The organism is Chitiniphilus eburneus (genome assembly GCF_005048205.1).
Lineage (GTDB): Bacteria > Pseudomonadota > Gammaproteobacteria > Burkholderiales > Chitinibacteraceae > Chitiniphilus > Chitiniphilus eburneus.
In genome coordinates this window covers 116,059-128,161 of sequence record NZ_SUMF01000006.1, presented here as the reverse complement: position 1 = coordinate 128,161, position 12,103 = coordinate 116,059, and the positions used below count along the sequence as shown (strand labels likewise).

Below are 12,103 nucleotides of genomic sequence, written 5' to 3'. Positions count from 1 at the left end.
GGCCCGGGCTTTGAGCCGGATTCCGGGGCGATTTCGTGATTGCCCGGATGAACAGATTGCGCCGCGCGGCCCCGGTGGGACGCGCGGTACTCGATAAGGATTTGCCATGCAACAACGCATCTTTACCCTGCTGCCCCTGGTGGCGCTGCTCGGGGCGTGCTCGATGGCGCCCCATTATGAGCGGCCGGCTTCGCCGGTACCTGTCCAGATGGGGGCGGGCCAGGCAAGCACCCAGGCCGCGCTGCCTGGCTGGCAGGATTATTTCAGCGATCCCGCGCTCAAGGGGCTGATTGCCCAGGCGCTGGATAACAACCGTGACCTGCGCATCGCCGTGGCACGCATTCAGGAAGCCCGTGCGCTGTACGGCATCACCAATGCCGACCGCCTGCCCACGCTGGCGCTGGGCGGCGGCGAACAGGCCGCGCGTACGCCCCGGACCGTGACCGGCGGCGAAGCCACCGTGGGCCGGCGTTACGACGCCAACCTGAGCTTCACCGCGTTCGAACTGGATTTCTGGGGACGCGTGAAGAGCCTGTCCGACGCCGCGCGCAACCGCTACCTCGCCACCGAGGAAGCGCAACGCGCCGTGCGCGTCTCGCTGATCGCCGAAGTGGCCAATGCCTACTGGAACCTGCGTTCGTTCGAAGAGCGTGCCGAACTGGCGCGCAAGACGGTGCAGAGCCTGTCGGAAAGCGACCGTGTGATTGGCCGGCGCCTGGAAACGGGGCTCGCCAACAAGCTCGACGCACTACAGGCCACCGCAGCGGTCGAAGAGGCGCGCGCCAGCCAGGCCAATCTGGAACGCCAGGCGCGCAATGCCCGCAACGCCCTGCAACTGCTGGTCGGCACCGTGGTGAACGTGCCGGAAACCGAAGCCCGGCTGGTGGCCACGCTGCCCGATACCCGCGTGCCGGAAGGCCTGCTCTCCGACGTGCTGCTGGCGCGTCCGGACGTGCGTCAGGCGGAGTACGAACTGCGTGCCGCCAATGCCAATATCGGCGCCGCGCGCGCTGCGTTCTTCCCCACCATCACGCTGACCGCCAACGCAGGCAGTGCCAGCGCGCAGTTGTCCGACCTGTTCGGCAGCGGCAGCGGTGCCTGGAGCTTCGCCCCGCAGATCACGCTGCCGATCTTCGACAGCGGTCGCAACAAGGCCAATCTGGACCTGACCGAAGCGCGCAAGGTGATTGCGGTGGCCGAATACGAGCGCACCGTGCAGACCGCGTTCCGCGAAGTGTCGGACGTGCTGTCGGATCAGCAGGGCCAGCAGGAATACGTCGAAGCGCTGGAACGCGCCGTCGCACGCCAGACCGAACGGCTGGGTGTGGCGCAATCGCGCTACGACGCTGGCCTTGTCGGCTATCTGGACGTGCTGGACGCTCAGCGCGCGCAATACCTGTCGCAGCAGGCCCTGATCGACGCCGCCCGCGCTCGCCTTGCCGTCACGGCGGAGGCCTTCAAGGCGCTGGGTGGCGATGAGCAGAAGCCGCTGGAGGTGGATTAAGAAAGCTTTTGATTGATTTTTGTTTTAACAGACAAGCCCGCCAATTGGCGGGCTTGTTTTTATTCTGGCGTAAAAAAACAGTATCGTGGTGGCTATTTTTAAGGGTGGTCTATATGAACGATGAAAAAATCACTTCCTCTTTGCTGAGGAAAATCAACGAAATTCGCAAAAGCTCGGATGTTCCTTCCGACCCTTTGTGGGTGGCGAAGTTAAGGAAGTTTTTTCTGATTTCCTATGGGGTCACACTTCTTGTCGTAATTCCTTTGCTATGGTTGAAGTTTTTTCAATTGGGGTTGATTTTGTTTTGCCTGGGGCAGGTGGTGAGCCTTGTCTTCATGTTCGCCTATTTTCTGGCTCCGCTTTATATCAGATTGAGGGATCGAAAGAAAAGAGGGTTCGTTCCGGATTTGCAATTTCGAATCGACAAGGATGAGCAGGCCATCGCTACATTGCTTGGCTACTCGCCCACGGTTTTGTCGCTGATGTCCGTTCATCTGGAACGAGAAATCAAGCGGTTGGAGGCGCGAGGGAAAACGGGAACGATCCTGATTGGAATTGTGCCGTCGATTTTCTATGTATTTAACAAGGGGCGTGACTTGTTCTCCGGCAATATATTGCACGGCATCACGGCAATCCAGGGTTGGTTGGTCGAGGGTAACTTCTTTTTGTTTGCCGTGGCACTGTTGAGTGGGCTGCTTATTGGTAAGGTATTTGTATCTGCCCATCTGGAAGGGCTGTTTCGCGTGAATTTCATTGTTACGCAGGCGGCGCTTCGAATGGAAAGAAACGATGGTTCGCAGATGTTTTGATAAAAACCCGCCAATTGGCGGGTTTTTGATGTGAGCAGGCCGGCTGGCCTTGCTGGTTTGCTTTCTGCTATTGGGCTCCGCCATCCGTGGTGCCGCCCGCATCGGTATCCGCTGCCTTCTTGCGGGTGTCGGTCTTGCCGGTGGTGTCCTTCTTGCTTGAGTGCTTCTTGCTGTGCGGCGCGCTGGCGGCGGAATTGGACGGATCGCTGTGCGAATCGCCGGCATTGCCGGCAAAGGCGGTGGCCGAGAATGCGATGGCGGTGGAGGCAAGCAGGGTGACGATGTGGCGCATGATGGATCTCCTTCGGTTTGTCGATGCCGCGCAGCTCAGCGAAGGCTGGCTGTAGTGGCCCGTGCCCGGTTGCAATTGGCGTGCCTGGTCGATCGGCATGAAAAGGCGACTGTGGCGGCCGCTCGGCCGGATTTGCCGGATCTTTGCGTGTAATTGCTGCACCACCGCATGTAAAACGCGACCAGGAGGGCACGTGGCTGAGGTGAGGATCGGGATTTCGGGTTGGCGTTACCCGCCGTGGCGCGGGGTGTTCTATCCCCAAGGGCTGCCGCAGAAGCAGGAACTGCATTTCGCGTCGCGCGCGTTGTCGAGCATCGAGATCAACGGCTCCTTCTATGCATTACAGACGCCCGAGCGCTACGCCAACTGGTATGCCGATACGCCGGACGATTTCATCTTCAGCGTGAAGGCGCCACGCTATATCACGCATATCCGGCGCTTGCGCGATATCGATGGGCCGCTGGCCAATTTCCTGGCGTCAGGCGTGTTGGAGCTGAAGGGAAAGCTGGGGCCGATCCTGTGGCAGTTTCCGCCCAGCATGCGTTTCGATGCCGAACTGTTCGATGCTTTTCTCCAGCGGCTACCACACGATTTCACTGCCGCGCGCGCTGTGGCGGCACAGCACGAAGCGCGGATGGCAGGGCGGGTGGCGGTGAGCGGGCGGTATCGCGGGGCGCTGCGACATGCGGTGGAGATTCGCAACCAGAGCTTCGTCACCCGTGAATTTGCCGATCTGCTGCGGCGTTACAAGGTGGCGCTGGTGGTGGCCGATACCGCTGGCAAATGGCCGGATCGCGAGGATGTGACCAGTGATTTCGTCTACGTGCGCCTGCACGGCGACCAGGTGCTGTACGCCAGCGGCTATGGCGACGCGGCGCTGAAAAGCTGGGCGGCGCGTATCGAGGCCTGGCGGCATGGCGGTCAGCCGGACGATGCCAGACTGATCGTCGAACGTGTGCCGCCCCGACGCGCCTCGCGGGATGTGTTCTGTTACTTCGACAACGACATCAAGGTGAAGGCACCGTTCGACGCCGCGCGGCTGGTGGCGTTGCTGGGCCTGGGCGAGCCGCTGGGCGAACCTGGCGCGACGTGAGGCGGCGCCGCCTCGGCGTGGGCCGGGGCGTGCTAGGGCGTGTCGTCACCTGTTTCGCGGCAGCGCTGGGCCGAAAAAGCGCCAGGCGCACGACGCAGGCAACAACTGGTTATTGGCAAGGAGTGCAACGCGGTGGATGGTGTTTTTTCGGCCCAGCCCTGCGGGTTCGGTGCATTTCGGGCGCCGCGCGGTGTCGCTGGCCGCTTGCGGTATCCATACCGCGGCGCATCCAGCTCCTGGCGCGGCATCCCGAACTGCACCGAACGCTGTCGTGAAACAGGTGACGACACGCCCTACAGGTCGAGCCGGTTCAGGTCGATCTGCTCGCCGGTTTCGTCGATATCCAGTTCGATCCGGTCCAGCGCCCAGCGAGTGCCATGCCGCGTGGCTTCCAGGTAGATCACGCCGCGCTGCTTGCTGCCGGCCACGTCGAAGGTGAATTCGGCCGACCCGCCCGTATCGTCGACGACGAAGCTGCCGGAAGGCCGGGATGCCGTGATCGGTTTGCCCAGGGCGGCGACGGCGGCGGGGTGGTTGCTCACCCGCTCGACACCGAGGCGATAGGCATCGGTGTGTGCCATGGCGCTGCCGATGCTCCAGGTCATCAGCGCGATCCCGCCGGCGACGATCGTGATGCTCGCCACCAGTATGCCCAGGCCCCACCAGGCCCAGCGGCGCTGCGTGGCACGGAAGGCGGCAATGCTCTCCCAGCGCTTGTGCCGCCAGGCCCAGGCGCTGCCTTTCACGCCGAGTACGAATGGCATCACGAGATTGACGAAGGGGACGAACATCAGCAACGCCAACGGCGTGTTGTTGCCGATGCCCCAGATCCAGTTGAGCAGAAAGGCGCCCCAGTTCCAGCGGTCGATCTCGGGCGGGACGGCGGCGTGCGGGCCTTGGCCGGACGTGTTTTCCATGGTGTTCCCCTGCGCCGCCTGGGTGGCGGCATCGCTATGTTGCCCGGTGGCAGGCGCCAACCGCTGGCTGTCAGGAAACACTACGAGGGCAGGGGTTTGGAGTCAAATGCCGGTGAGTGCCATCGCGTGGCGCAATGGCCTCGCGCAGCGCACCGCCAGGCCAGGCCCGGCGGCACCGGGGTGAATCGACCTTCAAACGTGGGTGCGAAGGAGGAAGGCCGGGCAAGGCGTGCCGAATGGGGTGGGGTGATCCCCACGAGCGAGGCGCAACGCAGCCATGCGCCCGGCCTTCCTCCTTCCCTTCGGGTTGGCCCGTGAGCCGGTGTCTGCTTTGTCGCACGGCTTGCAGAGAGGAAGGCTCTCTGCGGCACCGCGCTTCGCGCAGCCACCCGGCCCACGAACCAACGCATCCCACGTTTGAAGGTCGATTCACCCCAGGTCGATGCTCAGCGCCAGTTGCCACGCAGATCGCGCACCTGCTGCTCCAGCACGCGGCGGTCGGCGTTCGCGGCCGGCACCGGCGCGCCGGCGACGAGGCCGATCTTCGACCAGATCCTGCGCGGCACCTTCATCATCGCCGCGCCATCCTTGCGGCTGAAAAAGCTGCCCCACAGGCCTTGCAGCGCCAGCGGCACCACCGGCACCGGCGTGCGGCGGATGATTTCCTCGATGCCGGGGCGGAAGGCCTGGATTTCGCCGTCGCGGGTGATGGCGCCCTCGGGGAAGATGCACACCACTTCGCCGGCCTCCAGGTACTGCGCCACGCGGTCGAACGCCTGGTCCTTGAGAGAGGCGTTTTCCCGGGCGGGGGCGATGGGGATGGCGCCCGCGGTGCGGAAGATGAAGTTGAGCACCGGCACCCTGAAGATGCGGTGATCCATCACGAAGCGGATCGGCCGGCGCACCATGCCGGCGATCACCAGCGCATCCATGAAGCTGACGTGGTTGCAGATCAGCACGCAGGGGCCTTCCTCGGGGATGTGGTCCAGCCCTTCGCAACGCACGCGGTATAGCGTGTGCACGCCGATCCAGACCAGGAAGCGCATCAGGAATTCGGGGATCAGTGTGTAGATGTACAGCGCGACCGCGATGTTCATCAGTGCCACGGTCAACAGCAGCCCCGGCACGGTCAGCCCGGCCTTGAGCAGCGCGATGCTCATGCCGGCGGCCACCACCATGAACAGCGAGTTGAGAATGTTGTTGGCGGCGATGGCGCGTGAGACGAAGGCTTTTTCGGTACGGGTCTGCACCAGGGCGTACAGCGGCACGATGAACAGGCCGCCGAAGGCACCCATGGCGGCAACGTCCAGCATCACGCGCCAGTGGCTGGGATCGGCGATGAAGCCCCAGATATCGTAGTGCGCGGCGGCGGGCGCGGCGTTCAGGGCAAAGTAGAGGTCGATGCCGAATACGCTCATGCCGATGGAGCCGAACGGCACCAGGCCCAGCTCTACCCGGCGTCCGGACAACTTTTCGCACAATGCGGAGCCCAGGCCCACGCCAGCCGAGAACAGCGTGATCAGCAGCGTATAGACACCGGGGTCGCCGTTGAGCACGTTGCGGGAAAGATCAGGCAACTGGGTGAGATACACCGAGCCGAAGAACCAGAACCACGAAATGCCCATCAGGCTGTGGAACACGGTGCGGTTGTGGCTGACGTGACGGATGATGTGCCACGTTTCGCCGAAGACATTCCAGTTGATCTTCAGGTCGGGGGCGGGCGGCGCGGCGCTGGGCATGGCGCGGCTGGAAAAATAACCCAGCACCGCCACGCCGACGCAGGCGTAGATGATCAGGGTTTCGCCATGCGGCTGATGTTGCACGATCAGCGTGCCCGCGATCTGCCCGACCAGGATGGCGATGAAGGTGCCGGCTTCGATCAGGCCGTTGCCGCCCAGCAGTTCTTCTTCCTTCAGGTACTGTGGCAGCACCGAGTACTTCAGCGGGCCGAACAGCGTGGAATGGATGCCCATCAGGAACAGGCAGCAGAACAGGATGGTGGCGTTCTTCTGGTAGAAGCCCAGGCCGGCCAGCAGCATGATCGCGATTTCCAGCAGCTTGATCCATTGCGCCAGCCGCGACTTGTCGTACTTTTCGGCCAGTTGCCCGGCCAGCGCCGAGAACAGGAAGAACGGCAGGATGAAGATACCCGCGGCGGCGTTGACCAGCGTCTTGGCGTCCAGCCCGGCCGCGCTCAGCCCATAGAAGGTGATCAGCACCAGGAAGGCGTTCTTGAACAGGTTGTCGTTGAAGGCCCCGAAGAACTGGGTGACGAACAGCGGCAGGAAGCGCCGGCTGGCAAACAGGTCGAACTGGTTGGGTTTGTGCATGACGGCGGTCGGGACATGGGGTCGCGGCTAGTCTAGCGGAACCCCGTGACGGGTGCGCGCGCAAAAAAAGCGGCCATCGGGTCGATGGCCGCATGAACCGCGCAAGTGCGCGGCAATGACGCTCAGGTGCGGAACGCCGCCACTTCGTCGCGCAGCGATACCGCTTGGTCTCGCAGTGCCAGCGTGGCATCGCGGTTGCTGGCGACGATGCTGCTGTTTTCCTCGGCCAGTTGCGCCACGCTTTCCACGCCCTGCGCCAGTTGGGTGCTGGCGGTCGATTGCTCACGGGTGGCGCCGGCAATATCGCTGACCGCGCCGGTGACGCGTTCGGTCTGATGATGAATCGCATCGAGCATGGTGTTGGTGGCGGCGGCCCGGGTCACGCCATCGCCCATGTGCCGCGATACCTCGACGATCTGGTGCGCCATTTGCTGGGTTTCGCTGACGATCCCGCCGATCAGGTCGCCGATTTCCTGCGTGGAATGCGTGGTGCGTTCTGCCAGCTTGCGTACTTCGTCGGCCACCACCGCGAAGCCCCGGCCCTGTTCGCCCGCGCGTGCCGCTTCGATGGCGGCATTCAGCGCCAGCAGGTTGGTCTGCTCGGCGATTTCCTTGATCACGCTGACGATCTTGGTGATTTCGCTGGAGCGCTCGCCCAGGTCGGCGATACGTTCCGCCGCCTGCTGCGTGGTGGTCGAGATGGTCTTCAGTTCTTCCACCATCTGCTGCACTTTCTCCCGCCCTTCGTGCACGCTGGACATCGCCTGCTGGCAACGCCGCTCGGCGTCGCTGGCGTTGTCGGCGATGTGGGTGATGCTGACCGAAATCTGCTCCACCGTCGCCGCCATGGCCGAGGCCGATTCGCTCTGCGTCTTGCTGGCGTCGAACATCTGGTTGCTGGCGTCTTCCAGGCCGGCGGCAGTGTGGTCCACCGTGCCGGCGGTGGCACGAATCTGCCCGACCACCTGGCGCAGCCGACTGGCCGCGCCATTGAAGCTCAGCGCCACCCGGTCGATTTCGTTACGGCTGCCGGGGGAGGCGTCGCGATCGATCTGCGCGGTGAGGTCACCGCTGCCGAAGCGATCCATCAGGTCCACCACCATGCCCAGTGGCTTCAACTGGAAGCGCAGGGCGAAGTACAACACCGCCAACAGCAGCAGGCACAAGCCGACACAGGCGAAGATCAGCCGCTGGCTCAGCGCTACGCTGTCCTCGGTGTATTCGTCGATGAAGCTGCCGCTGGCGATGACCCAGTTCCAGCCCGGTGCCTCGGTGAAGGTAGCGATCTTCATGCGCTCCGTGCCGCTGCTGTCGGGCCAGAGGTACTGATATTCGCCCTTGCGCTTTTCGGCCAGATACTTGAAGACCTCCAGCGCCGGGCCTTGCAGTGCTTCGCCCACCAGCTTGCCGGCCAGGTCGGGATTGCCGTGGATGACGATGCGCGCGATGTTGGCGTCGCCGGTGGGGGCGATCACGTAGACGTAGCCGGTCTTGCCGACGGGCACGTTCTTCAGTGTGTCGCGCAGCAGGTCCATTTCCGACTGCATGCTGACCAGTACGGCGAAATACGCGACCACCTTGCCGGCGCTGTCGCTGATGGGGTCGGCCGCGATCATGGAGTACTGCCCGTTCCGTATGGCTACGCCCAGGTAGGGCTTGCCCGCGGTCATCGACTGCACCACCGGATCGGTGGCGGGGATTTCGGTCCAGGGGCCTTCGGCGCCGGTTTGCATGGTGGTGACGCGAATCCAGCGTCCTTTGGTGTCGCGCACCACGAACAGTGTGTCGTCGCCGGATTGCCGCTTGAAGCGTTCCAGCAGATCGTTCCTGCCGGCCATCGCTTCGCCGCCCGAGTTCAGGCGTGGCACGTTGAACTCGCCGGCAGGGTCGATTTCGCTGCCGATCGTCAACGGCCCGGGCAGGAACTCGCGAAACCGTTTGGCCGCCTCTTGCGCGTCGCTGGCCGCGGCACGGTAGGTCATGTCCATGGTGCCGCTGACCAGATTCACCTGCGCGGCGAGTTCCGATTTCACTTTTTCCAGCGCGTTTTTCTGGATGCTGGCACTGGTGTAAACGATCAACGTGGCGAAGATCGCCAGACAGGTTATCAGCGCCAGGCTCAGGATTTGATAGCCGATGGGCAATTGTCGGAATTTGTTCATTTTTGATCCCCCCTTCCTCGGTTCAGCCGATGTTTTCATTTAGCGCCGTGGCAGACGGTGGAGCCAGATAGCCTGTGGTTTGCCTATGGGATATGTCGGTTATCGAGAGGGCCCCGGAGCGCGCAATTCATGGCCGCAAATGGAGCAAAACCTGACAATTCGGGTGTTGTGAATTTGTAAGGAATGGAATGCAAAAAGGGTATTTCGGCAAAAATATGAGGAGGGCTATCCTTTTGCCGTTGAAGGAGTGTGCCTGAGGACACACATTTTTCCGGTTCTGGCTGACCGGATGTGCATGCTGGTTGAATTGCCGTGGAAAGTTGGGGGCTACCGGACGGCCCTGGCAGGAAGGGCCTGGACCGTGGCACGGGTCGCGTGGGGAATGGAGGAAAAACGGGTGTGGCACCAGAGGCTTATCGCTGCATGGTGAAAGTTGAGGCTTCGCCAGGCTGGTATGACCCTACTTTTGGGCGGTGCCTCGAATCCGCTCGCATGCGGCATTACCCGCAGGGCAGTGCTTTTCTTTTGTTTTATGGCGTGCCTGTCGGGCAGGCCATGGGATTTGCCAGTGCAGGGGCCAGGCCGTTGGCCTTCATGATGAAACAGCCGGCCCTGCAGGGCCGGCTGTCGCGTTGAGGTTGGCGATCGCGCCAATCAGATACGGAACACCGCCAGCTTGGTGCGCATGGTGGCCGATTGCAGGTGCAGATCGTGCGTGGCGTGCCGGTTGGTACCAGCGATCTGATTGTTCTCTTCCGCCATCTGCGCCACGCTTTCCACGCCTTGCGCCAACTGCTGCCCGGCTTGCGACTGCTCGCGGGTGGCGTGGGCGATATCGGTGACGGCGACCGTCACCTGGCCGGCGTGGTGGTGGATAGTGTCGAGCATGCTGTCGGTGTCGGACGCGACCTTGACGCCCCCATCCATGCGGGTGGACACGTTGACGATCTCGCCGGCCATCTGCTGCGTTTCGTTGACGATGCCACCGATGAGATCACCGATCTCCTGTGTGGAATGCGTGGTGCGTTCCGCCAGCTTGCGCACTTCGTCGGCCACCACCGCGAAGCCCCGGCCCTGTTCGCCCGCGCGTGCCGCTTCGATGGCCGCATTCAGTGCCAGCAGGTTGGTCTGCTCGGCGATTTCCTTGATGACTGCGACGATCTGGCGAATCTCGCCCGAGCGTTCGCCCAGTTCGGTGATGCGTTGTGCCGCGCGCTGCGTGGCCTCGGCGATGCCGCGCATTTCGTCCAGCATCTGCGCCACCTTGCGGCGGCCGTCGCCCACCACGCTCAGCGTGGACTGACTGGCGTTGGTGGCTTCCTGCGCGTTGTCGGCGATATGCGAGATCCCCGTGGAAATCTGCTGCACGGTGGCGGCCATCGACGATGCCGCGTTGCTCTGGCGCGAGCTGGCGTCGCTCATCAGATCGCTGGAGTTCTGCAACTCGGTGGCGGTGTTTTCCAGCCGGGATGCGGTTTGCAGCGTTTCGCCCACCATTTCTTCCAGCTTGGCCACCGCGGTATTGAAGCTCACCGCGACCTGGTCGATTTCGTTGCGGCTGTGCGGATCGGTGGTGCCGTTCATGCGGACGGTCAGATCGCCGGCCCCGAAACGACCGACCATCTCGGTGAGATGCTTGAGCGGGTGCAACTGACGGCGCAGGCCCAGGTGCAACAAGGCCAGCATCACCACGGCCAGTACCACGCTCAGGATCACCAGGCGGTTGCGTAGCGCGGTCCCCTCGGCGGTGAATTCGTCGATATAGCTGCCGGTGCCGACGATCCAGCCCCACGACGGCACTTCGGCGAAGGCCACGGTCTTCATCCGCATGTTGCCGTCCTTGTCCGGCCATTCGTATTCCATGGTGCCGTTACGCTGCTTGACCAGCGTTTCGATCACCTGGCGTTCCTGGCCCTGGAGCACCTCGCCGGCCAGCTTGCCTTCTTCCCGGGGGTGGACGATGAATTGGGCGATCTTGTCGTCGTGCGTGGGCGCCAGCACGTACAGGTAGCCGGTCTTGCCCACCACCACGGTCTTGAGCATGTCGCGCAGACCCTTGATTTCCTCGCTCAGGCCGATCCGCACCTGGTACCAGCCCGCCACCTTGCCGGCGCTGTTCTTGATCGGCTGGGCACGGGTCAGATAGTAGTCGCCATTGCGCAGCACCAATCCGGTATAGGGCTTGCCGGAGGCGATGGTCTTGGTGATCTCTTCATCCGCTTTGACCTCGGACCCCAGTTGCGGCTTGCCATCCTTGCCCTTGAGCAAGGTGTTCACGCGCAGCCAGCGGCCTTGCGCGTCGCGCGCGACGATGGCCGGCTCCGCGTTGGTCTGATGCTTGTAGGCTTCCAGCAGATCGACGCGGCCATTGATGGGCGTATCGCCGGCCTTGACCACGGGCGCCATCGCGGCGCCGGTCTGGACCACGTCATCGGTCACCGTCAGCGTGCCGGGCAGATGGCGCGGAAACAGGTCGACCGTGCCCTGGGAGCGGGCGAGCGCTCCGTTGTACGCCACTTGCAGGCTGTTTTTTACCAGATTGATCTGGCTATCCAGCTCATTGGTGGCCAGGCGTAGCGCGGTGCTTTGCACCGTATAGCTGGTGAAGACGATGAGTACGCCAAAGACGAGAACACAGACGATAACCCCGAGTACGAGTATCTGCTGCCCGATCGGACGTTGCTGAAATGCCATTGGAATCTCTCCTGTTGCCAAGAGTGAAATTCAGAACCTCTTTATAAGTCAGCAATATGGAAAAAGTGTCCCGACAAATGGCAAATGAAAGGCCTTTCTGGCATGGAGAGGATGGGCGGTAGGAAGGCGAAAAAGCCGAGCTGTCTGGCTGGCCCGGCGAGCGAATCATTAATGTAACTATCTATTTATTATAATATTTTCAGGTTGGTTTTTTATCGGAAAAATGCGGTGGTGCATCGCTGGGCCCAGTGCGGAGGCGATTGGCGCGTCGATGCGGGGTACTTTGGTAAAAAGTGGAGGGC

At 62.7% G+C, this 12,103-nt stretch carries 8 protein-coding genes; 3 read left to right on the top strand and 5 right to left on the bottom strand.

What is annotated here, in order from left to right:
* The first annotated feature begins 106 nt into the window (after positions 1 to 106).
* Together FAZ21_RS08310 and FAZ21_RS08305 are read left to right on the top strand one after the other, a co-directional pair.
* Positions 107 to 1,504, top strand: a complete 1,398-nt coding sequence (locus tag FAZ21_RS08310; RefSeq protein ID WP_136772839.1) for an efflux transporter outer membrane subunit — start codon at positions 107 to 109, stop codon at positions 1,502 to 1,504.
* 113 nt (positions 1,505 to 1,617) lie between these two features.
* A complete protein-coding gene (locus tag FAZ21_RS08305; protein WP_136772837.1) occupies positions 1,618 to 2,313 on the top strand; it encodes a YuaM family protein in 696 nt (231 codons plus the stop codon).
* 67 nt (positions 2,314 to 2,380) lie between these two features.
* On the opposite strand, the gene FAZ21_RS08300 is transcribed toward FAZ21_RS08305, so the two are convergent.
* The gene (locus tag FAZ21_RS08300; protein ID WP_136772835.1) at positions 2,381 to 2,605 is read right to left on the bottom strand and encodes a hypothetical protein; all 225 of its coding nucleotides are present in this window, start codon (positions 2,603 to 2,605) and stop codon (positions 2,381 to 2,383) included.
* Positions 2,606 to 2,798: 193 nt separating this feature from the next.
* On the opposite strand from FAZ21_RS08300, the gene FAZ21_RS08295 reads away from it, so the two are divergent.
* Positions 2,799 to 3,698, top strand: coding sequence for a DUF72 domain-containing protein (locus FAZ21_RS08295; RefSeq protein ID WP_136772833.1), 900 nt, complete (start codon positions 2,799 to 2,801; stop codon positions 3,696 to 3,698).
* Positions 3,699 to 3,991: 293 nt separating this feature from the next.
* On the opposite strand, the gene FAZ21_RS08290 is transcribed toward FAZ21_RS08295, so the two are convergent.
* The 4 genes from FAZ21_RS08290 to FAZ21_RS08275 all read right to left on the bottom strand — a co-directional run bounded on the left by FAZ21_RS08290 (position 3,992) and on the right by FAZ21_RS08275 (position 11,801).
* Entirely contained in the window at positions 3,992 to 4,615 is a 624-nt protein-coding gene (locus tag FAZ21_RS08290) for a cytochrome c oxidase assembly factor Coa1 family protein (RefSeq protein ID WP_136772831.1), read from the bottom strand.
* A gap of 446 nt (positions 4,616 to 5,061) precedes the next feature.
* Positions 5,062 to 6,945: an MFS transporter gene (locus tag FAZ21_RS08285; RefSeq protein WP_136772829.1), complete on the bottom strand. Its 1,884-nt coding sequence runs from the start codon at positions 6,943 to 6,945 to the stop codon at positions 5,062 to 5,064.
* A 122-nt stretch (positions 6,946 to 7,067) separates the two neighbouring features.
* Positions 7,068 to 9,107, bottom strand: a complete 2,040-nt coding sequence (locus FAZ21_RS08280; RefSeq protein ID WP_169307308.1) for a methyl-accepting chemotaxis protein — start codon at positions 9,105 to 9,107, stop codon at positions 7,068 to 7,070.
* Positions 9,108 to 9,761: 654 nt separating this feature from the next.
* Positions 9,762 to 11,801, bottom strand: a complete 2,040-nt coding sequence (locus tag FAZ21_RS08275; RefSeq protein WP_136772826.1) for a methyl-accepting chemotaxis protein — start codon at positions 11,799 to 11,801, stop codon at positions 9,762 to 9,764.
* Between the last annotated feature and the right edge of the window lie 302 nt (positions 11,802 to 12,103).

Bases quoted from the DNA above. Each gene is read 5' to 3' on its own strand.
- FAZ21_RS08285 (WP_136772829.1), bottom strand. From the start codon at position 6,945: ATGCACAAACCCAACCAGTTCGACCTGTTTGCCAGCCGGCGCTTCCTG.
- FAZ21_RS08290 (WP_136772831.1), bottom strand. From the start codon at position 4,615: ATGGAAAACACGTCCGGCCAAGGCCCGCACGCCGCCGTCCCGCCCGAG.
- FAZ21_RS08280 (WP_169307308.1), bottom strand. From the start codon at position 9,107: ATGAACAAATTCCGACAATTGCCCATCGGCTATCAAATCCTGAGCCTG.
- FAZ21_RS08275 (WP_136772826.1), bottom strand. From the start codon at position 11,801: ATGGCATTTCAGCAACGTCCGATCGGGCAGCAGATACTCGTACTCGGG.
- FAZ21_RS08310 (WP_136772839.1), top strand. From the start codon at position 107: ATGCAACAACGCATCTTTACCCTGCTGCCCCTGGTGGCGCTGCTCGGG.
- FAZ21_RS08305 (WP_136772837.1), top strand. From the start codon at position 1,618: ATGAACGATGAAAAAATCACTTCCTCTTTGCTGAGGAAAATCAACGAA.
- FAZ21_RS08300 (WP_136772835.1), bottom strand. From the start codon at position 2,605: ATGCGCCACATCGTCACCCTGCTTGCCTCCACCGCCATCGCATTCTCG.